This window comes from Rhizobium sp. TAL182 (genome assembly GCF_002117725.1).
In the GTDB taxonomy this organism is placed as follows: Bacteria; Pseudomonadota; Alphaproteobacteria; order Rhizobiales; family Rhizobiaceae; genus Rhizobium; species Rhizobium esperanzae.
Genome location: NZ_CP021028.1, coordinates 476,895 through 496,151, shown reverse-complemented (window position 1 = coordinate 496,151; position 19,257 = coordinate 476,895). Strand labels below are relative to the sequence as shown.

19 protein-coding genes and 1 pseudogene are annotated in these 19,257 nt (G+C 62.6%); 15 read left to right on the top strand and 5 right to left on the bottom strand.

Translation table 11 applies throughout. The features are described from left to right. Positions 1-759, top strand: coding sequence for a precorrin-4 C(11)-methyltransferase (gene cobM / locus Tal182_RS28980; RefSeq protein WP_010012911.1), 759 nt, complete (start codon positions 1-3; stop codon positions 757-759). Between the two features lie 56 nt (positions 760-815). Here cobM and Tal182_RS28975 read toward each other — a convergent pair whose 3' ends face one another. Together Tal182_RS28975 and Tal182_RS28970 are read right to left on the bottom strand one after the other, a co-directional pair. Further along, a complete protein-coding gene (locus Tal182_RS28975) occupies positions 816-1,628 on the bottom strand; it encodes a TIM barrel protein (protein WP_085861732.1) in 813 nt (270 codons plus the stop codon). 164 nt (positions 1,629-1,792) lie between these two features. Further along, positions 1,793-2,821: a LacI family DNA-binding transcriptional regulator gene (locus Tal182_RS28970; protein ID WP_010007774.1), complete on the bottom strand. Its 1,029-nt coding sequence runs from the start codon at positions 2,819-2,821 to the stop codon at positions 1,793-1,795. A gap of 131 nt (positions 2,822-2,952) precedes the next feature. Here Tal182_RS28970 and Tal182_RS28965 point away from each other — a divergent pair, with 131 nt between their 5' ends. The 13 genes and pseudogenes from Tal182_RS28965 (at position 2,953) to Tal182_RS28910 (ending at position 15,751) form a co-directional block, all read left to right on the top strand. Continuing rightward, positions 2,953-4,041, top strand: a complete 1,089-nt coding sequence (locus Tal182_RS28965) for a fatty acid desaturase family protein (RefSeq protein WP_037144855.1) — start codon at positions 2,953-2,955, stop codon at positions 4,039-4,041. Between the two features lie 22 nt (positions 4,042-4,063). Next, the gene (locus tag Tal182_RS28960) at positions 4,064-4,378 is read left to right on the top strand and encodes a MocE family 2Fe-2S type ferredoxin (protein ID WP_011428298.1); all 315 of its coding nucleotides are present in this window, start codon (positions 4,064-4,066) and stop codon (positions 4,376-4,378) included. A 10-nt stretch (positions 4,379-4,388) separates the two neighbouring features. Beyond that, positions 4,389-5,615, top strand: a complete 1,227-nt coding sequence (locus tag Tal182_RS28955; protein WP_085861731.1) for an FAD-dependent oxidoreductase — start codon at positions 4,389-4,391, stop codon at positions 5,613-5,615. A gap of 25 nt (positions 5,616-5,640) precedes the next feature. Beyond that, positions 5,641-6,456, top strand: coding sequence for a 3-methyl-2-oxobutanoate hydroxymethyltransferase (locus Tal182_RS28950; RefSeq protein WP_170965827.1), 816 nt, complete (start codon positions 5,641-5,643; stop codon positions 6,454-6,456). Between the two features lie 121 nt (positions 6,457-6,577). Beyond that, a complete protein-coding gene (locus Tal182_RS28945; protein WP_064812339.1) occupies positions 6,578-7,474 on the top strand; it encodes a hypothetical protein in 897 nt (298 codons plus the stop codon). 69 nt (positions 7,475-7,543) lie between these two features. Beyond that, complete coding sequence (gene nadA, locus Tal182_RS28940; protein ID WP_085861729.1) at positions 7,544-8,515, top strand: quinolinate synthase NadA; 972 nt, start codon at positions 7,544-7,546, stop codon at positions 8,513-8,515. Next, positions 8,512-10,053: an L-aspartate oxidase gene (locus tag Tal182_RS28935; RefSeq protein ID WP_085861728.1), complete on the top strand. Its 1,542-nt coding sequence runs from the start codon at positions 8,512-8,514 to the stop codon at positions 10,051-10,053. Before nadA ends, Tal182_RS28935 begins: the two co-directional genes overlap by 4 nt. Beyond that, the gene (gene nadC / locus Tal182_RS28930) at positions 10,031-10,921 is read left to right on the top strand and encodes a carboxylating nicotinate-nucleotide diphosphorylase (protein WP_170965831.1); all 891 of its coding nucleotides are present in this window, start codon (positions 10,031-10,033) and stop codon (positions 10,919-10,921) included. Before Tal182_RS28935 ends, nadC begins: the two co-directional genes overlap by 23 nt. A 272-nt stretch (positions 10,922-11,193) precedes the next feature. Beyond that, positions 11,194-13,151 (top strand): annotated as a pseudogene (locus Tal182_RS28925) (BTAD domain-containing putative transcriptional regulator). 106 nt (positions 13,152-13,257) lie between these two features. Further along, positions 13,258-13,401, top strand: a complete 144-nt coding sequence (locus Tal182_RS32480) for a hypothetical protein (RefSeq protein WP_164517828.1) — start codon at positions 13,258-13,260, stop codon at positions 13,399-13,401. Between the two features lie 15 nt (positions 13,402-13,416). Further along, entirely contained in the window at positions 13,417-14,679 is a 1,263-nt protein-coding gene (locus Tal182_RS28920) for a YcaO-like family protein (protein ID WP_085861726.1), read from the top strand. Beyond that, positions 14,676-15,419 (top strand): TfuA-like protein, encoded by a 744-nt coding sequence (locus Tal182_RS28915; protein WP_085861725.1) that lies wholly within the window; start codon positions 14,676-14,678, stop codon positions 15,417-15,419. The genes Tal182_RS28920 and Tal182_RS28915 overlap by 4 nt, the downstream gene beginning before the upstream one ends. A gap of 65 nt (positions 15,420-15,484) precedes the next feature. Next, positions 15,485-15,751, top strand: a complete 267-nt coding sequence (locus Tal182_RS28910) for a hypothetical protein (protein ID WP_004668299.1) — start codon at positions 15,485-15,487, stop codon at positions 15,749-15,751. Positions 15,752-15,792: 41 nt separating this feature from the next. Here the strand turns inward: Tal182_RS28910 and Tal182_RS28905 are convergent, their stop codons facing one another. From Tal182_RS28905 to Tal182_RS28895, 3 genes are all read right to left on the bottom strand, one after another. Beyond that, positions 15,793-16,197 carry a helix-turn-helix transcriptional regulator gene (locus Tal182_RS28905; RefSeq protein ID WP_064808765.1) on the bottom strand — a complete coding sequence of 135 codons (405 nt, stop codon included), beginning with the start codon at positions 16,195-16,197 and terminating at the stop codon, positions 15,793-15,795. A gap of 269 nt (positions 16,198-16,466) precedes the next feature. Then, the gene (locus Tal182_RS28900) at positions 16,467-17,303 is read right to left on the bottom strand and encodes an amidohydrolase (protein WP_085861765.1); all 837 of its coding nucleotides are present in this window, start codon (positions 17,301-17,303) and stop codon (positions 16,467-16,469) included. Between the two features lie 90 nt (positions 17,304-17,393). Next, complete coding sequence (locus Tal182_RS28895; protein WP_085861724.1) at positions 17,394-18,179, bottom strand: IclR family transcriptional regulator; 786 nt, start codon at positions 18,177-18,179, stop codon at positions 17,394-17,396. 295 nt (positions 18,180-18,474) lie between these two features. Here Tal182_RS28895 and Tal182_RS28890 point away from each other — a divergent pair, with 295 nt between their 5' ends. Beyond that, entirely contained in the window at positions 18,475-19,209 is a 735-nt protein-coding gene (locus tag Tal182_RS28890; RefSeq protein ID WP_085861723.1) for an SDR family oxidoreductase, read from the top strand. Positions 19,210-19,257: the final 48 nt, after the last annotated feature.

The following is a 19,257-nucleotide window of genomic DNA, read 5'->3' as shown; positions in this document are numbered from 1 at the left end:
ATGACGGTGCATTTCATCGGCGCGGGCCCGGGGGCTGCGGATCTGATCACGGTGCGTGGCCGCGATCTCATCGCCCGGTGCCCGGTCTGTCTTTATGCCGGTTCGATCGTCTCCCCCGAACTGCTGCAATATTGCCCGGCCGATGCGCGGATCGTCGACACCGCACCCATGTCGCTCGACGAGATCGAGGCGGAATATCTGAGCGCCGCTGCCGCCGGCCAGGACGTCGCAAGGCTGCATTCCGGCGATCTCTCGGTCTGGAGCGCGGTCGCCGAGCAGGTGCGCCGGCTTGAAAAACACGGCATTGCCTATACGATGACGCCAGGTGTTCCGGCCTTTGCCGCCGCTGCCTCGGCACTCGGGCGCGAGCTGACGATCCCGGCCGTCGCCCAGAGCCTGGTGCTCACCCGCGTTTCCGGCCGCGCTTCGCCGATGCCGAACGATGAGACGCTGGCGAAATTCGGCGCGACAGGCGCCACCCTGGCGATCCATCTGGCAATCCATGCGCTGAAGCAGGTGGTGGAGGAATTGACGCCGCTTTACGGCGCCGACTGCCCGGTCGCCATTGTCGTCAAGGCCTCCTGGCCGGACGAGCGCGTCCTGCGCGGCACGCTCTCAAATATCGAGGCAAAGGTTGCGGCCGAACCGATCGAACGCATGGCGATCATTTTCGTCGGCCCGTCGCTTGCGGCAGAGGATTTTCGCGAGAGCTCGCTCTACGACCCCACCTATCAGCGCCGGTTCAGAGGCCGCGAATAGATCGATACGATCGGCCGCTCGCCGGCGGCCGATCGTCAGGCGACATTGCTTAGGCTTCAAACCCTTGCGGAGAGATAATCCATGCTGGCGCGCAACGCGCCGGCCGGGTCCTTGACCGCATGCACTTCGGCTGCGAAGGGCTCGAAGGAGAAGGGACCCTTATAACCCGCCTGCAGCAGCGCCTTGATCTGCCCGGCATTGTCCAGCCGGTCGTCACCGTCGACGAGCACGCGGTGGGAATCGCGCATATCGGCAACGGAAACAGCGGGATCAGTGACGCCGGAAATGTGGACGAGACCGGCCAGTTCGGGGAAGGTCGCGGCTTCGCCGGCAAGGTGATGGTGGAAGGTGTCGTGGACGAGCTTGAAGGTCGATTGCGCGCCGAGTTCCTTGATTGCCTCGGCCGCCTCGGTCTTCGAGCGCAGTGAGCAGATCTCGAAACCGAGCGGCTCGACGAGACCGATAATGCCGGCTTTATCGAACATCGGCTTCAAAGCCGTCAAGGACTGGCGCAGATTGGCCTGCCGTTCGCCATCGGCGCAGCCGGTGCCGTCGTTCTTCGGAACGAGGACGAGCGCCTTGGCGCCGCAGGCGCTGGCATAATCGATCAGTTCCTGCGCTTCCCTGGCGCGGGCTTCATTCCATTCGTTGAAGCGCTGCAGGGCGTTGATCGAAATGATCGTCAGGCCGTGGCGGTCGGCAGCCTGCTTGATCGCTTCGGGTTTGGTGCCGTCGAGAATCGCATTGCCGGAAAGGTCGTTGCGGATCTCGACCGAATCGATGCCGAGCGACTTTGTCAGCGCGAAGAAATCATCGATTGCGAGCGACGGCGCGGCCATATGGTTGAGCGCAAAGCGGATCGAAGTCATGACGGATATATCCTCCTCGTCTCCGCGACATCAGCGGAGCAGTTCCTCGTGAATGAGCGTGCGAATCTCTATCGGAATTCCTGCGGCAATCCATCGGGCATCGCTGCCCCCCCGCTCTCATTGCTGAAAGAATTTCAGCCGAAATGATAGATTTCCATCATTTCTCAGATATTCTCCGAAATATGGATATCGAAGGGCAGGAAGAACTGGCCGGGAACGGCCGTTTCGCTGTTTTCGATCGCACTCGTCATCAGCCCTATCAGCTCTTTGCACAGTGCGGGCAGGGGGGTGCCGATCGCCATGGCGACGATATCGTCGGCAAGCCCGGCTTTGCTGTCGGGCGTCAGCTCGTTGACCACGAGAACGATCCTGCCGCCGAGATTCTCCTCACGGATCGCCGAGATCGCGCCTTCCATGCCGCCGCCGCAGACATAAAGGCCGACGAGATCGGGATGCTTCTGTAGCAGCGTCAGCGTCGCCTCATGGGTGATCTCCGGAGTATCTAGGTTGATCAATGTATCGATGACGTCGAATTCCGGCGCGTTTTCACGAAAATAGGAACGAAAACCAATCTCACGCAGCTCATGTCCGTGAAAACGGTGACTGCCGACGAAACAGGCGACCTTACCCGGCACACGGGCAGTCTTGGCAATCACCCACGCGGCGGTCCGGCCGACCTTGCGGTTGTTGACGCCGATATAGGCATTGCGCACCCCTGAGGCGAAGTCGGAAAGCAGCGAAAAGACGGGAATGTCTCTTTCCCTCAGTTCCTCAATTGCCGCCGTCACCGCAGGATAGTCTGGAGCGACGAGAGCGATGGCCTGATTGCGGGCGCCGAGGGCCTTGAGCTTCTCGACGATCGCCGCCGGTGTTGAAGCCGAGGGATAGTCGATCTGGGTCTGGACACGGGCGGTGGTCACGGCGCGCGCCGCCACTTCGATCTCGCGAGCGAAAGCCTGATAGAAGGGCTGCATCGGCTTTTGCAGCAGGAACGCCAGCCTGTATTGCGGCAGATCCTCGAAGACCCGTTGCCGGATGAGGCCGACGGCATGGTAGCCGATCGACTGGGCTGCGTCATAGACCCGCCGCGCCGTTTCCTCGCGCACGCGGTGGCGACCGTTGAGCACCCGGTCGACGGTGGCGACGCTGACGCCCGAGGCGCGGGCAAGGTCGGAGATGGTGGGGCGGCGCATGGTGTTTCCTGATGGATTCGCTCATGGATGCGAGCCACTCTTGATGGCTTTTGATAGATTACATCAAGCCTGCATTGAGCCTCGCCCAAAGTCAACCTATTCTCCCGGCAACAGCATTAGGGAGGCGGATAATGGCGAGCGAGACCAAGAAGCGTGACTACGACCTGCTCGGCGAAAGCGGCCGCACCGCGGTGGAGACGGGACTGGCGGCTGCCGAATGGTATCACACCGAGATTCCGCGTAAGGAGATGAAGGCGCTGATGCAGCGATCCGATGCGCCGGCGATCCGTGACACGGTCATCTGGCTCGGCAGCATGGTGGTCTTTGCCGGTCTCGGCATCTATTTCTGGGGCTCCTGGATCGCGCTGCCCTTCTTCCTCGCTTACGGCGTGCTCTACGGCTCGGCCTCCGACAGCCGCTGGCATGAATGCGGTCACGGCACCGCCTTCAAAACGCGCTGGATGAACGACGCCGTCTACCAGATCGCCTGCTTCATGATCATGCGCAATCCGGTGACCTGGCGTTGGAGCCATACGCGCCATCATACCGATACGGTCATCGTCGGCCGCGATCCGGAGATCGCCGTCATGCGGCCGCCGGACCTGCTCCGGTTGATCCTCAATTTCTTCGGCATCCTCGACGTCTGGCACGCGATGGTCGACATGCTGCGCAACGCCTTCGGAGTCGTCAGCGCGGCGGAAAAGACCTTCATTCCGGAGATGGAGCAGCCGAAGGCGATCCGCTTCGCCCGCATCTGGCTGGCGATCTATCTCGCGACGATCGCCGTCGCGGTCGCCACCGGCTCGATCCTGCCGCTGATGCTGATCGGCCTGCCGCGCCTCTACGGCGCCTGGCACCACGTGCTGACCGGGCTCCTGCAGCATGGCGGCCTTGCCGACAACGTCATCGATCACCGGTTGAACAGCCGCACGGTCTATATGAACCCGATCAGCCGTTTCATTTATTGGAACATGAATTACCACGTCGAACATCACATGTTCCCGATGGTGCCCTATCACGCGCTGCCCCGGCTGCACGCAATGATCAAGCATGATCTGCCGGCGCCAAACCGGTCGATCTGGTCGGGCTACCGCGAGATGATCCCGGCTTTCCTGCGCCAGCTGCGCAACGAGGATTATTTCCTGAAGCGGGAACTGCCGGCCACCGCACGGCCCTACCGCGAGGAATTCCACAACGAACTCGCCCCGGCGGCGCAATAATCACAATCAAGGGAGGTTAGAGATGAGCGGAAACTGGATCGAAGTCTGCGGCAAGGACGAGATCGACGAAGAGGATGTCATCCGCTTCGATCATGGTGGGCGCACCTTCGCGGTCTACCGCAGCCCCGACGACGAATTTTTCGCCACCGACGGACTCTGCACGCATGAACATATCCATCTCGCCGACGGGCTTGTGATGGATGAAATCATCGAATGCCCGAAACATAACGGCCGCTTCAACTACAAGACGGGCGAAGCCAAGGGTGCACCGGTCTGCGTCAATCTCAAGACCTATCCGGTCAAGATCGAAGGCGACACCGTCTTCATCGCTGTCTGAGGAGGCTGATGTGGCTCATTTCGTCATCCTCGGTGCGGGCGAATGCGGTGCTCGCGCCGCTTTCGCTCTGCGGGAAAAGGGTTTTGCCGGCGAGATAACGCTCGTTGGCGCCGAACCCCTTCACCCTTATGAACGGCCGCCGCTTTCCAAGGCCGCTGCCGCCGATGCCGGCGATCCGAAATTCATCGCGGCTGCGGAAAAATACGCCGAAAGCGGCATCCGGCTGCTGATCGGTCTTGAAGCCAGGGATTTCGATCCTGCCTCCCGGACCGTCCTGCTTTCGGATGGCGCCGCGCTCTCCTACGACAAGCTTCTGCTGGCGACGGGCGCGGCCGCGCGATCGTTCCCGGGCGCCTCCGAAAGCAATCCACATATCCGTTCGCTTCGCACCCATGAGGATGCGGCCGCTCTGCGCGAGGCCATGAAGCCCGGCCGGCATATCGCCATTATCGGCGGCGGCTTCATCGGGCTGGAACTTGCCGCGACGGCGCGCCTGCTTGGCGCCGATGTCACCGTCATTGAGGGCCTGGAACGCGTGCTGAAGCGCGGCGTGCCGGACGAGATCGCTCATCTGCTGACCGAACGCCACCGGGCCGAAGGTGTCGATATCCGCTGCGGTGTCTCGATTGAGACATTGACTGCGGAAAGCGGGAAGGCCGTCGTCAAACTGTCGACTGGCGAGGTGATAGAAGCCGATCTCGCCCTCGTCGGCATTGGCGCGCGGCCGAATGTCGACATCGCCGAAAGGGCGGGGCTTACAATCGAAAACGGCATTGCCGTCGACACCTATCTCCAGACCTCGGCGCCTGATGTTTTTGCCGCCGGCGACTGCTGTTCCTTTCCGCTGCCGATCTATGGCGGCCGGCGGGTAAGGCTCGAATCCTGGCGCAATGCCCAGGAGCAGGGCACGTTGGCCGCCGCCAACATGCTCGGCTGCGACGAAGCCGTTTCAACCGTGCCGTGGTTCTGGTCGGATCAATACGACATGACGCTGCAGATATCAGGCCTCGCCGAAGGGGCGGTCCTGCATCTGCGCCGCGACCTCGGACCGGACGCCTTCATTCTCTTCCACCTCGACGCTGATGGCCGCTTGATCGCCGCAAGCGGCATCGGCCTGGGCAATGCCGTGGCGCGCGACATCAGACTTGCGGAAATGTTGATCGCGGCTGGCGCTCATCCAGACCCTGCTGCGCTGACATCAAGCAACGTCAAGCTGAAATCCCTTCTGGCCGCCTGAGCCCCCGATATTTTCAAAGGAATTGATGATGAAAAAACATAAGCGTGCAACCGTTGCCGATCTGCTTGCGGAAAAGGGCAAGCGCCAGCTGACCATGCTGCGCGTCACCTCGCTCGAGGAGGCCGAAGCCGCCGAAAAGGCCGGGATCGATATCGTTTCGGTACCACCGTCGCTGCTCGGCCCGGTCTTCCGCGAGGTCGCCCCCACGCCCTTTGCCATTCCGGGTCTCGAATATGGCGACCACGTCTCGGCCGAAGACTACCTGCGCGCCGCCTTTGCGGCCCTGAAGGCCGGCGGTGATGCCGTCTATTGCGCCGCGAGCCTGCAGACGATCCGTCGCCTGCGCGACGAGGGCATCCCCGTCTGCGGCCATCTCGGGCTGATCCCCTCGAAAGCCACCTGGACCGGAGGCTTCCGCGCCGTCGGCAAGACGGCAGCCAGTGCGGCCGAGATCTGGCGGCAGACCAAAGCGCTCGAGGAGGCTGGCGCCTTCGCCGCCGAAATCGAAGTCGTGCCGGGTGACGTTGCCGCCGCCATCAGCAGCAACACATCGATGCTGATGATCTCGATGGGCGCGGGCAGCGGCTGCGACGCCCAATATCTCTTCGCCGACGACGTGCTCGGCGCCAATCGCGATCATTATCCCCGCCATGCCAAGGTCTATCGCAACTTCGCCGCCGAACATGATCGGCTGCAGCGCGAGCGCATCGCCGCCTTCACCGAATTCGCCGAGGACGTCAGGACCGGCGCCTATCCGGAAAAGCGTCACTGCGTCGGTATCGACGAAGCCGAACTGAAGATTTTCCTCGACCGGCTGACTAACGAGACGGGCAAGCGCTGACGCCTGCCCGGCGACTCCCTTCTTCCCAGCGGGGAGAGGGGAAAGTTGCATTGGCTTTCCGTCACCGCCTGTGGCAGGAATGATCCGTTCGATTCATTCGGAACGGAGTATTCGGCCCCCTGTGACGATCGGCTTTGCGCATGCGGAACTGATTGCAGTGCTCGTCGCGGTGACGGGGGATGAGCCGCGCGTCATGACCATCCGCTCCGGCAACGCGCTGCCGTCGGGCCCATTCGAAATGGGCCATCGAACCCTGCAATCGGGCCTGCGCGAATGGGTGCAGGAGCAGACCGAGCACCCGGTTGGTTATCTCGAACAACTCTATACCTTCGCCGACCGCGACCGGAACAACGAGATTCTTGGCGGGCGGACGATCTCGATCAGCTATCTCGGCCTCGTCAACGAGCAGGCGGGCGCCGGCCGGCCCGGATGGCACGGCTGGTACGACTATTTTCCCTGGGAAGACCATCGGCAGGGCCGGCCGGCCGTGCTGGATGAAATCGTGGCACGCCTGAAAAGTTGGGCGGATGCCGATCCGGCCCGGCGGGACCATCGCCATCGCCGCGCCGACTTCACCTTCGGCCTCGACGGCGGCGGCTGGAATGAGGATCTGGCCCTGCAACGCTATGAACTGCTTTACGAAGCCGGCCTCGTGGCCGAAGCCGGATGCGGGGCGGAAGCCAATCTCGGCCGGGCGATGTTTGCCGATCATCGCCGCATTCTTGCGACCGGGATTGCTCGGCTGCGCGCCAAGATCAAGTACCGCCCCGTCGTCTTCGAACTGATGCCGGAGAGTTTTACGCTTCTGCGGCTGCAGCGCACAATCGAGGCCCTGGCCGGACTGACGCTGCACAAGCAGAATTTCCGCCGCCTGATCGAACAGCAGGAACTGGTCGAGGAAACCGGCGGAACCGAAAGCGAAACCGGCGGCCGGCCGGCCAAGCTCTTCCGCTTCCGCCACACCGTGCTCGAAGAACGGGCGCTCGCAGGAACGAAATTACCGCTCTCCCGCAATTGACATATGCTCATAGCGAGAATATGTCTTTGCCTGTGATATGCTCAAATCGAGCATAATTAGGAGCCGGTCATGAATCACGCAGTTTCCGCATCCTCGCTCTACAACCGCGTCAGCCGCGTCATCCCCAAAGCCGAATGGATGTCGTTCGCGGACGACGTGGACGCCATTCTCGAGCTCAAGCGCCGCCGTAATGCCGTCATTCTCGCTCACAACTATCAGACGCCTGAGATTTTTCACGGTGTGGCCGATATCGTCGGCGACAGCCTGGCGCTCGCCCGCAAGGCGGTCGAGGTCGATGCCGATGTCATCGTGCTGGCCGGCGTGCATTTCATGGCCGAGACCGCCAAGCTTCTGAACCCCGAAAAAACCGTGCTGATCCCCGATCTCGGCGCCGGCTGCTCGCTGGCGGATTCGATCACGCCGGAGGATATTGCGCTGCTGCGCCAGGCCCATCCCGGCGTCCCCGTCATCACCTATGTCAATACCTCGGCCGCGGTGAAGGCCGCCTCCGACATCTGCTGCACCTCGGGCAATGCCAAACAGGTGGTGGAGTCGCTCGGCGTGCCGAAGGTGCTGATGATCCCCGACGAATATCTCGCCCGCAACGTCGCCCGTGAGACCGACGTCGAGATCATCGCCTGGCATGGGCATTGTGAAGTGCATGAACTCTTCACCGCAGACGATGTTCGCCAGCTGCGTGAAAACCATCCCGGCGTGACGGTGCTCGCCCATCCGGAATGCCCGCCGGACGTGGTGGCGGAGGCCGATTTCGCCGGCTCCACCGCTGTGATGTCAGATTATGTCGGCAGGCAGAAGCCGGCGCGCGTCGTGCTACTGACCGAATGCTCGATGAGCGACAACGTCGCGGTCCACTATCCCGACGTCGAATTCATCCGCCCCTGCAATCTCTGCCCGCATATGAAGCGGATCACCCTCGCCAATATTCGCGCCGCACTTGAGGAAAACCGCCATGAAGTGACGGTCGATCCGGCAATCGCCGCAGCGGCGCGGCGCGCCGTCGAAAGGATGCTGGCGATATGAGCGAACGTCTCGATCATCTTGCCGGGCGCACCGTCATCGTCGGCAGCGGCCTCGCCGGGCTGATGACGGCACTGACGCTGGCGCCGGAACCCTCCGTCATCGTCACCCGCGCCGCCCTCGGCACACAGACCTCAAGCGCCTGGGCGCAGGGCGGCATTGCCGCCAGCATCGGCGCCGACGACAGTGCGGCGCTTCATCTGGCCGATACGCTTGCGGCCGGCGACGGGCTCTGCGACCGGACCGTCGCGGCCGGCATCATTGCCGAGGCACCGGCAGCAATTGCCGCGCTGGAACAGGCCGGCGTGCGCTTCGACCGCAATGCGACGGGAGAATTCTCGCTCGGATTGGAGGCGGCCCATAACCGCCGCCGCATCGTCCATGCCGAAGGCGATGGTTCGGGTGCGGCAATCATCGCCGCATTGGTACGGGCCGTGGCGCAGTCGCCTGCCATTTCAGTGCTCGAAGGCTTCGAAGCGCGGCGGATTCTGATGGACGGAGAAGGGGTCGCCGGCCTGCTCTGCGCGACCGCGGATGGGACTGCCATCCTGCCGACCGCGAAGGTGGTGCTGGCCACTGGCGGTATCGGCGGCCTTTATGATGCGACCACCAATCCGATCGGCAATTTCGGCCAGGGGATTGCGCTCGCGGCACGGGCGGGTGCCGACCTTGCCGACATGGAATTCGTCCAGTTCCATCCGACGGCGCTCGATTCTCGCCGCAGGCCCTTGGCGCTGGTCAGCGAGGCGGTGCGCGGCGAGGGGGCTCTGCTCGTCAATGAAAGGGGTGAACGGTTCATGGCCTGCATCCCGGGCGCCGAGCTTGCGCCGCGCGATGTGGTGGCGCGCGCCATCAGTGCCGAGATCGCCCGCGGCGGCAGGGTCTTCCTCGACGCCCGCGACGCGCTCGGCAGCCGGTTCGCTACACGCTTCCCTGTGATCGCAGCCCTTTGCGGGGAAGCCGGAATCGATCCGGCGAAAGAGCTCATTCCGGTGCGCCCGGCCGTTCACTACCACATGGGCGGCGTCGCAACCGATGCCAATAGCCGCAGCTCCGTTCCCGGCCTCTGGGTTGCCGGGGAGGCGGCCTCGACCGGCCTGCACGGCGCAAACCGGCTGGCCAGCAATTCGCTGCTGGAAGCGGCGGTGATGGGCATGCGGGCGGCGCGCGACATAGCGGGCATGCCGGCACGAACCGGCAGTCCCTTCCAATCCGAAAGGCTGCCGGCGCCGGCCGACGCATCGCTGGTCCGGCCGGTCGTCTCGCGCCATCTCGGCGTGCTGCGCAATGGGGGCGCGGTGCAGGACGCGATTGCCGCCCTGCTGCCGCTTGCCGAAAGGGACGGCCCGGCCGCCGATCCGGCCATCGTCGCGCTTCTGATCGCCGTCTTTGCCGGTCTGCGGATGGAATCGCGCGGCGCCCATGCCCGCAGCGATTTTCCGCTGAAGCTCGCCGATATCAAGCGTCGTCGGATGCGTCTGTCCCAGGCGCTGGAGATCGCCCGTGCAACACCGTCCTATGCCCTTGCCAGGAGTGCCTGAGATGAGCCTTACTCCCCTTCCGCGCCTGATCGTCGAGCCGCTGGTGCGGGCGGCATTGCTCGAAGATCTCGGCCTTGCCGGCGACATCACCTCGGCATCGGTCATCCCCGGCGAGCATCGCTCGACGGTGATGATGGCCGCCCGTCAGCCGGGCGTGATCGCCGGTCTCGACGCGGCCGAGCTCGCCTTCACGCTCGTCGATCCCGAAATCGTCATGCGCCGCCACATCGAGGACGGCGATGCGGTCAAATCCGGTGACGTCATCGCCACCATCGAGGGCCCTTCGCGCGGACTCTTGACCGGTGAGCGCACCGCGCTGAATTTCCTCGGCCATCTCTCCGGCATCGCCACCGTCACCGCCGGGATTGCCGCTGCCATCAGCGGCACCAAGGCCTCGGTCGCCTGCACGCGCAAGACGACGCCGGGGCTGCGGGCGCTGGAAAAATATGCAGTGCGGGCCGGCGGCGGCATGAACCATCGTTTCGCGCTTTATGACGCGGTGCTGATCAAGGACAACCACGTGGCCATATCAGGCGGCGTTGCCGAGGCGATCCGCCGGGCGCGGGCCGGCGTCGGTCACCTGGTCAAGATCGAGGTCGAAGTGGACAGGCTCGATCAGCTGCAGGAGGCGATGGCCGTCGGTGTCGATGCCGTTCTGCTCGACAATATGACGCCGGACCAGCTGCGCGAGGCGGTCGCCATCGTTGCCGGGCGGGCAATCACCGAGGCATCGGGCCGGGTGACGCCGGCAACGGCCGCTGCAATCGCCGCTTCCGGCGTCGACCTTATTTCGGTCGGTTGGCTGACGCACAGCGCGCCCGTGTTGGATATCGGCCTCGATTTCGTCGAGGCCGCCGGCGCGGCATAAACCAGCGCCAAATAGATCGCGCCGATGCTGTGATCGATCAGGATCGCTTGCTGTTGGTTGCGGCTGTAGAGGCCGCAACGGCTGGAATAGCGGATCAAAATCACGTCGGGGGGGCAAAGTGTTGGCAAGCATTTCCGGCCGCTTATGTGAGAAAATGCAAATATTCGGTGTAAAAACTTCTTTTTGCGCTATGCGCGGGCCTATTATCGCTCTAACATGTTCCTGAGCGACCGGTGCGTATGCGCGTCTGGTCTTCAGGGGTGAGAAGCGGGATGCAACGGACATCCGGACAGATGTCGACGAACAGGCTTTGCCTGCTCGGAAGACCGCGATTGCTGGCAGCGGGGAGGGAACTCCCCTTGCCGGAGAAATCTTATTTTCTCTTCGCCATGCTCGCCGCCGAAACCAATCTCGAACTCGACCGGGAAACCGTCAGGCGGCAGCTCTGGCAATCGGAAGCCCCGGAAAAACGCGCAGGCAGTCTGCGCCAGCTGCTGGCGCGCATCGAGCAAAGCATTCCCGCCGACCTTCCGCCGCTGCTGAAAACGACCCGAACCCATATCGGCCTTGCCGACGGCTGGGAGGTCGACGTCCATATACTGAAGCAGAAAGGGCCGCTCGCGGCCGAAGACGGCGACATTCTGAATGGCGAATTGCTTGAAGGCGCCAAGTCGCCGACGCAGGGCGCCGAAGACTGGCTGACTTTCGAGCGCCAGCGCATCGATGAATTGCGCGCCGCCCATCTGACGCGGCTGGTGGAAACCGCTGAAGACAGATCGGATGAGGAGCAGGTGGCCTTTGCCCGTCGCCTGCTGGAGCTCGACCCCGCCAGCGAGACGGCCTATCGGTCGCTGATGCGCACTTATGTCAGGATGAACGATCCGGCCGCCGCCCGACAGTCCTATCTGAAGTGCAAGAGCCAGTTGAAGGAAGAGTTCGACACCGAGCCGGAGGAAAGCACCACCGCGCTTGCCCGCGAACTCGGCCTGATCCCGGCAGCTCAGCCCGCAGCGGCCGAACGTCCGTCGGCAGTGCCCGGCGGCTTCGCCGATCTGCTCGGTCAGCCGCGGATCATCATCCTGCCGCCGGAAAGCATTTTCACCGATCCGCTGATGGAGCGCGTCGGCAGAGCCTTGCTTGAGGACGTCACCATCGGCCTCAGCCAGCAGCGCGGCTTCAAGGTGATCGCAGCCCATACGAGCCTCGAAATCCTCAGCCGTTCGGTCGATCCGGCCCGCGTGGTGCCCCGTGCGCTCGACATTAGCTTCGACTATGCGGTTTACGTCACCATCCAAGGCCGCGACGAGGATGTCTATGCGACCTGCCGTCTGACGCGGACGACGACATCGGAGGTGATCTGGGCTCTGGAACTGCCGCTGGTCATGCAGAAGATCAGCGAATCCTTCGCGCATCTGACACGGCGCATCGTCTCCTCGCTTGCCGATACGGTCGAACGCCACGAGCTGGCGATGCCGATCGGCGAGGCGCCGCCATCCGCTTACCGTCTCTATCTGGAAGGCAAGCGGCTGATCGCCCAGACCGATCTGCAGCATCTGCGCCAGGCGCGAAAGTGGTTCAGATCCTCGCTTAATCGTTACGAGAATTTCTCGGCCGCCCATGCCGGCGTATCGCGTGCGCTCGGCATGGAATGGCTGATCCGCGGCATGCAGGACACCGAACTGCTCGACGAGGCGAACGGTGCGGCCCGGCTGGCGCAGCAATCCGACCCGAACAGCGGCCGGGCTTACCGCGAACTCGGCTTCGTGGCGCTGTATCGGCGCCGTTTCGACGAAAGCCTGGACTATTTCCAGCAGGCTCAGGATCTCAATCCGAACGACGCCGACATCCTTGCCGATTATGCCGATGCGCTTTCTCACGACGGCGATTTCGATCGGGCGCTGGAGCTGAGCAACGCGGCTTTCAAGCTCAATCCGCTGCCGCCGGACTATTATTACTGGAACCTCGGCGGCATCCATTTCATGCGCGAAGAATATAAAAAGGCGATTGAAGCGCTGGAACCGGTGAAGACCAAGCAGGCAACGGCGCGCCTGCTGGCAGCCTCTCATGCCATGGCGGGCGATCAGGGCAAGGCTGGGAATTACGCCCGGGTCGTCCTTGAAAACTTCCCTGATTTCCGCAGCGACGATATCCGTCACTTCGTTCCCGATCGCGCGACCCCGCCTTTACGGAACCGCTGATAAAAGGCCTGCAGCTTGCCGGTCTTCCGTGATTGCGTTGCCTTTTAACGAAGCCTGTAACGCTTAAATGACGCAGGCAATGTTTCCTTCGAATGGTTAACGGCAGAAACGCGCCGTTTAATCAATCGGAGATGAAACATGAAGACGAATGCTGAAACTCCCGCCGCTCAGACACAGTCCCTGCGCTTTTCCGCAGCCGCCAAAGCAGCCCTGAAGCAGGACGAACTCAACGTTTCCGCCAATGGGCTCGAGAGCCTGACGCATGCCCTGAGGTTTCGTTAAAGGGACGAGATCGGTATGTCCGCCTTCGCCGACCTCGAAACGCTTGCCGGTGACCTCGAACGATCATCGGCAGGCGTCAGCGACTATCACGACCGAGCAGTCACGCCGGCGCAGACACTTGCAGCCATCAGGCCGCATCTGCGCGAATTCGGTATTACGCGCGTCGGCCTGCTGACGGCTCTCGACGTGCTGAACATCCCCGTCGCCTTCGCGACGAGGCCGAACAGCCACACGCTTTCGGTCTTCCAGGGCAAAGGCATCGACAATGATGCCGCCATGGCCTCGGCCGCCATGGAAGCGATCGAGACGCGGATCGCGGAAATACCGCCCGCCGACCTGACGCAGGCGACGGTGGAGAGCATGCGGGCGGAACGCGCCGCCATGATCGATCTCGACAGTGTCGCACGATGCGCGCCCGATGAAATCGGCGGTGACCCCGTCCCCTGGTGCTCCGGCCTCGACGTTCTGTCCGGCAGCAGCGTCTTCGTCCCCTGGTGGCTCGTCGGCCTCGACCATCGCGGCGAACGGCCGCCGGGCTTCGAGCAATCGAGCGATGGGCTTGCCTCCGGCAATACGCCGTCCGAAGCGGTCCTGCACGGACTTTGCGAGCTGGTCGAGCGCGACGCCTGGGCTCTGACCCAGTTGAAATCACCACAGCGCCTCAAGGAAAGCCGCATCGACCCCGCCTCCTTCGGCGATGCGGTCATCGACGTCATGACCGACCGGATCGCGCGCGCCGGCATGCGGCTGCTGCTGCTCGACATGACTACGGATATCGGTGTTCCGGCTTTTCTGGCCGTCATTATGCCGGGCAATCTTTCCGACCGCGTCGACGCGCGCTGGTCGCATGTCTGCGGCGGCTGCGGCTGCCATCCCGATCCTGTGCGCGCCGCGCTGCGCGCCATTACCGAAGCGGCCCAGAGCCGGCTGACCGCAATCGCCGGCAGCCGCGACGATTTCTCCCCGCGCGTCTATCAGCGGCTCGACCGGAGTGCGGCGATGCAGCAGGTGGTCGAGCTCTGCCAAGGCGACGGCCGAACGCGCGCCTTTCAGAACCGCCATCACCGCTCGGCGACAATCCAGGAGACCATCCGCCACATAGCCGACCGGCTGGTGGCGAACGGGATCGAGCAGATCGTCGCCGTGCCCTTTGCTCATCCGGCTTTGCCGGTCTCGGTCGTCAGGGTGATCGTGCCGGGCCTGGAGGTCGATATATCAGGTCAGTACATCCAGCTCGGCCTGCGCGCCGTCAATACCATGAGAGGAGCCCAATCATGAAGGTTCTGTTCGTCGGTCCGAGCCTTGGTGGCGGCCTTGCCGCAGCGAGAAACATGTCTCCCTGCATCGATTTCCGCCCGCCCGCCGCCCGCGGCGATATTCTGAAGGCGGTGGAGGATGGCGCCACCGCGATCGGCCTCGTCGACGGCTATTTCGGCGATCTTCCTTCGGTCTGGCACAAGGAAATCCTCTACGCGCTCGAACATGACGTCGCCATAGCCGGCGGCGCCAGCATGGGCGCGTTGCGGGCTGCGGAATGCGCACCGTTCGGCATGGTCGGCCTCGGCTCGATCTTCGAAGATTACGATTCCGGACGGCTGCTCGATGACGAAGCCGTTGCGCTGGTACATGCGCCGCAGGCGCTTGGCTGGCTGCCGCTTTCCGTACCCTGGGTCGATTTCGAGCCGACGATCGATGCGCTTTACGCCTGCGGCGAGATTTCGACGGGTGAGCGCAAGAAACTGCTGCTCTCCGGCCGCTTCCTGCATTTCTCCGAGCGTACCTATGCGCGCGTGGTCGACGAGTGCCATTTCCGCAAGCCGCGCCGCGATCACCTTCTCGCCGCTCTCCGCAAGAATCGAGTCGAACGCAAGCGCGACGACGCACGGCTGGTGCTGGAGTGGCTGCACCGCGATGAATTCGCGCCCGTCAACCGTGACTGGCGCTTTGCCGCAACCTCGCATTGGGAGCTTTTGCACGCCGAAGTCACACGCAATGTGACTCCTGTAACGCTAGAATAACGGTCTCGGCGAAATGATGCAGTACTGATGGAATCTGAGGCTTCACGGCCAAGGGGGCGAGAACAATGTTTGAACAACATAACGAAGGTACAGGCAGTGAATACGCAAGGATCTTCCGGCTGCTGTCGGCAGCCAAGGAGGAGGCTGAAAAACTTCAGCTGCGCAATCTGATGCACCTGACGAACATGGCGCTGCTGCAGGTCGTAATCGATTGGGACGGCATAGATCCGGACAGGGAACTTGACGTCAACCTCGAGAAACTGCTCGGCAGCAAGGCCAAGATCGCAATGAAAGACGCCAGCGAGAATCTGATCCTGATCGATCGCCATTGACCTTCATGCCGTCCGTTAGGATCGCGTGAAGGAGACCCGGCCTATTCGGCCGCTTCACCGTCGACCTGTTCGGTGTGGGCGATTGCCTGAACAAGCTTCAGGATCTTCTTGCGAAGAGCTTCGTTTTTGATCGAGAAGAACGCCGCATTCAAAAGGACACCCTCGCGCGAAATAACGAATTCCTCGCTGGGTGCGGGGTTGTCGTTAGCCGTTTCAGGGGTCGACAGGTCGTCGAAGAACGTCCTGACGTCGACATTCAGCGCGCCGGCGATTTCAACCAGCATGCTGGCGGAAACGCGGTTGGAGCCTTTTTCGTATTTCTGGATCTGCTGAAACGTTACGCCGACACGATCGCCCAATTCCGTCTGCGAAACTTTGCGCAGCAGACGCTGTATGCGGATCGTCTTTCCGACATGAACGTCCACTGCGTGCGGTTCTTCTTTCATTTGTTTTCCCTCCTGAGGACACGGACATGAGGTTATTCGCCATATCCGTGTCTGACAACTTGTAACTGAGACACACAAAGCTAGCAATTGTTTGGCTGTAAGTCGTCCCAAACCGAAACATTGCATCGCTTCATATTAGCAGCAGCAAAAAACATGCCAAAGTAGCACTTTTGGGGGGTACATCATCCGATTTCAGGGTGCCTGACATGGTGCGCAAACTTTGGCGGCGGGTTTCGCAGCCAAAGGATCGGGGCAGCGTAAACAAAAAGTTACAATGACCAGAGGCGCTGGGCATTGGCGAAGAGCAGCTTGGACCGCTCCGCCTCGCTGCTGCCGGAGATGACGGCATGGGTCGCTGCAACCCAGGTGGAAAGGCCGCCGCCGAGCGTGCAGACCGGCCAGTCGCTGCCCCAGACGACACGATCCCAGCCGAAACTTGCGATCACATGTTCGATATAGGGCGTCAGCGTCTGTGCTGTCCATGTCTGCGCATCCGCATAGGCGACAACGCCGGAAATCTTGCAGATCACGTTCGGCCGGCGGGCGATCTCCGAAATGCCGGCCTTCCATGGCTCGAAGGCATCGGAGCGGATATCCGGCACGCCGCAATGATCGAGGACGAACTGCACGTCGGGCGCGAGATCGACGAGAGCGGTGACGCGACCAGCCTGGTGCGGCAATGTGCAGAGGTCGAAGGTCAGGCCGCTGCCACCGATGCGCCGGATATTGTCTCGAAACAGGACACTTTCCGAGACGGTGTCAGGCACGACATGCAGCACGCGGCGGAAGCCCTTGACGAAGGGATCGGCCTTCTGCCGCTCGAGATAGGCTGCAAAACCCTCCTCTTCCGGGCGGCAGGAGACGATCGCCCCGGCAATCAGGCTGCCTCGCCCTTTGGCGAGAGAGGCAATGTGGTCGGTCTCAGCCTGCATCACGGCCGGATCGACATCGACCTCCATATGCAGCGCCGTGGTAATGCCGCAGCGCCGCGCCTCGGCCGCATAGGTCTCATAAAGAAAGTCATGATCGAGGGCCGGCACGCCGGAAAGCCAGGGATAAGAAAGCGCCGACCGGTCGATGATGTGCAGGTGGGTGTCGATGAGCACGTTTTCCTCCTCCAGAAATGGCCTTTGCCGCAAACCTATTTCTCGTGAAGGGATTATTCAAATAGAAATTCCCGAGATCCTCCCACCGATTCAGCCGGAATTGATGACATCCGCCCCGGCCAGCAGCGAAAGCTGAGCGGCGGTCTTCTGCACCAACGTGATCGTCTGCGTGATGTCGGGGGCAGACGGCGCGTTGACAAGGGCGATGAAGGGGCAGGTCAGGGCGGCGATGCAACGCCGATCCGGCCCGAGAACCGGCGCCGACAGATTGTAGACGCCCGATGTCTGAGCGCTCGCCATCATCTCGTAGCCGCGCTCGCGGATCTGGTCGAGACGATCGTAGAATTCAGCGCCAAGGTCGATATCGGCGCGGTTGCGCGCATGTTCCGATATCATCATCTCCCGCTCCTCGTCGCTGCGGAAGGCGAGCAGTACATGCCCCGAGCCGGTGTCGAACAGGCTGATATGAGCGCCGATGCGGATCGAGAAGCCCCAATAGTCCGGCGCCTCCTGCTGGGCGATGACAACGGCGGCGCCACGGTCGAAGACGGCGAGATGATTGGCCTGGCGGGTGCGCTGGGCGAGATCGCGCATCAGCGGCGTGGCGTAGGAGGCAAGCCGGCGCACAGGCGCATGCAATTGCGCAAGACCGAAGAGCTTCAGCGTCAGCGAATAGCGATCGCCGTCCAGCCGGGTGACGTAACCGCGACGCACCAGCCGGTCGAGCATGCGATAGAATTCATTGGGGCTGCGGTCGAGCCGCTTGGCGATTTCCGCCTGGGTGAGGCCGCTGTCGACGCCGGCAAGCAGCTCCAGGATATCGAGACCCTTGTCAAGGGCAGGAGCGCGGTAGCGGTCTGACTCGTCGGTCTCCATTCCTTCCTCCTGTGAATATTGTTCTGCATATACGCAGAACCACGGCCGGAAAAGGAAAACTTCGCGCTTGACCCTTGGCCAATCGTCTGTTTGTCTATAAACAGACAAATCATAATTGAAGATAGCCGATCAGCGGAAACGAGGCGAGGCTTCGTGCCTTGCTCCAGACCGGACGAAACGCGCAAAGAGAGAAAATGGCAGGCTCTGATGGACGCCCTATTCCATCACTGCTCGGCCTTCGGCAAGATAACCGCATGCATCGTCTCATGTAGACAATCCAGAAGAGGCCCGTGACATGACAAACAGACTTTCCGGCAAGACCGTTCTCATTACCGCGGCCGGCCAGGGCATCGGCCGGGCGACGGCGGCAGCCTTTGCCGCGGTCGGCGCCAAGGTCCATGCAACCGACATCAACACCGATGCGCTGGCGACCCTTGCCGCGGAAACCGGCGTCTCCACCCATAAGCTCAACGTGCTCGATGGGGATGCGGTCACGGCGCTCGTCGCCGAAATCGGCGCTGTGGACGTGCTGTTCAACTGCGCCGGCTTCGTCCATGCCGGCTCGATCCTGGAAATGCCGGATTCCGATCTCGAATTCGCTTTCGACCTCAACGTCAAGGCAATGATCCGCACCATCCGGGCGGTGCTGCCCGGCATGCTCGAACGCAAGGACGGGTCGATCATCAACATGGCCTCCGTCGCCTCCAGCATCAAGGGCGTGCCGAATCGCTTCGCCTATGGTGTCACCAAGGCGGCGGTCATCGGTCTTACCAAATCGGTCGCCGCCGATTATGTTGCTCAAGGCATCCGCTGCAATGCCATCTGCCCCGGCACGGTGGAAAGTCCGTCCTTGCAGGACCGCATGCGCGCCCAGGGCGATTATGATGCGGCCCGCGCCGCCTTCATCGCCCGCCAGCCGATGGGCCGGCTCGGCACGCCGGAAGAGATCGCCGATCTCGCCGTCTATCTCGCCGGCGCTACCTACACGTCTGGCCAGGCGATCGCCGTCGACGGCGGCTGGACGATCTGACGTCGGCTCGTGACGCGGCCGGCAGACCGCCGGCCGATCCGGCTATCG

Bases quoted from the DNA above. Each gene is read 5' to 3' on its own strand.
- Tal182_RS28960 (WP_011428298.1), top strand. From the start codon at position 4,064: ATGAGCGGAAACTGGATCGAAGTCTGCGGCAAGGACGAGATCGACGAA.
- Tal182_RS28905 (WP_064808765.1), bottom strand. From the start codon at position 16,197: ATGAAAGAAGAACCGCACGCAGTGGACGTTCATGTCGGAAAGACGATC.
- Tal182_RS28895 (WP_085861724.1), bottom strand. From the start codon at position 18,179: ATGGAGACCGACGAGTCAGACCGCTACCGCGCTCCTGCCCTTGACAAG.
- nadA (WP_085861729.1), top strand. From the start codon at position 7,544: ATGAATCACGCAGTTTCCGCATCCTCGCTCTACAACCGCGTCAGCCGC.
- Tal182_RS28915 (WP_085861725.1), top strand. From the start codon at position 14,676: ATGAAGGTTCTGTTCGTCGGTCCGAGCCTTGGTGGCGGCCTTGCCGCA.
- Tal182_RS28965 (WP_037144855.1), top strand. From the start codon at position 2,953: ATGGCGAGCGAGACCAAGAAGCGTGACTACGACCTGCTCGGCGAAAGC.
- Tal182_RS28975 (WP_085861732.1), bottom strand. From the start codon at position 1,628: ATGACTTCGATCCGCTTTGCGCTCAACCATATGGCCGCGCCGTCGCTC.
- Tal182_RS28970 (WP_010007774.1), bottom strand. From the start codon at position 2,821: ATGCGCCGCCCCACCATCTCCGACCTTGCCCGCGCCTCGGGCGTCAGC.
- Tal182_RS32480 (WP_164517828.1), top strand. From the start codon at position 13,258: ATGAAGACGAATGCTGAAACTCCCGCCGCTCAGACACAGTCCCTGCGC.
- nadC (WP_170965831.1), top strand. From the start codon at position 10,031: ATGCCCTTGCCAGGAGTGCCTGAGATGAGCCTTACTCCCCTTCCGCGC.
- Tal182_RS28890 (WP_085861723.1), top strand. From the start codon at position 18,475: ATGACAAACAGACTTTCCGGCAAGACCGTTCTCATTACCGCGGCCGGC.
- cobM (WP_010012911.1), top strand. From the start codon at position 1: ATGACGGTGCATTTCATCGGCGCGGGCCCGGGGGCTGCGGATCTGATC.
- Tal182_RS28910 (WP_004668299.1), top strand. From the start codon at position 15,485: ATGTTTGAACAACATAACGAAGGTACAGGCAGTGAATACGCAAGGATC.
- Tal182_RS28920 (WP_085861726.1), top strand. From the start codon at position 13,417: ATGTCCGCCTTCGCCGACCTCGAAACGCTTGCCGGTGACCTCGAACGA.
- Tal182_RS28935 (WP_085861728.1), top strand. From the start codon at position 8,512: ATGAGCGAACGTCTCGATCATCTTGCCGGGCGCACCGTCATCGTCGGC.
- Tal182_RS28950 (WP_170965827.1), top strand. From the start codon at position 5,641: ATGATGAAAAAACATAAGCGTGCAACCGTTGCCGATCTGCTTGCGGAA.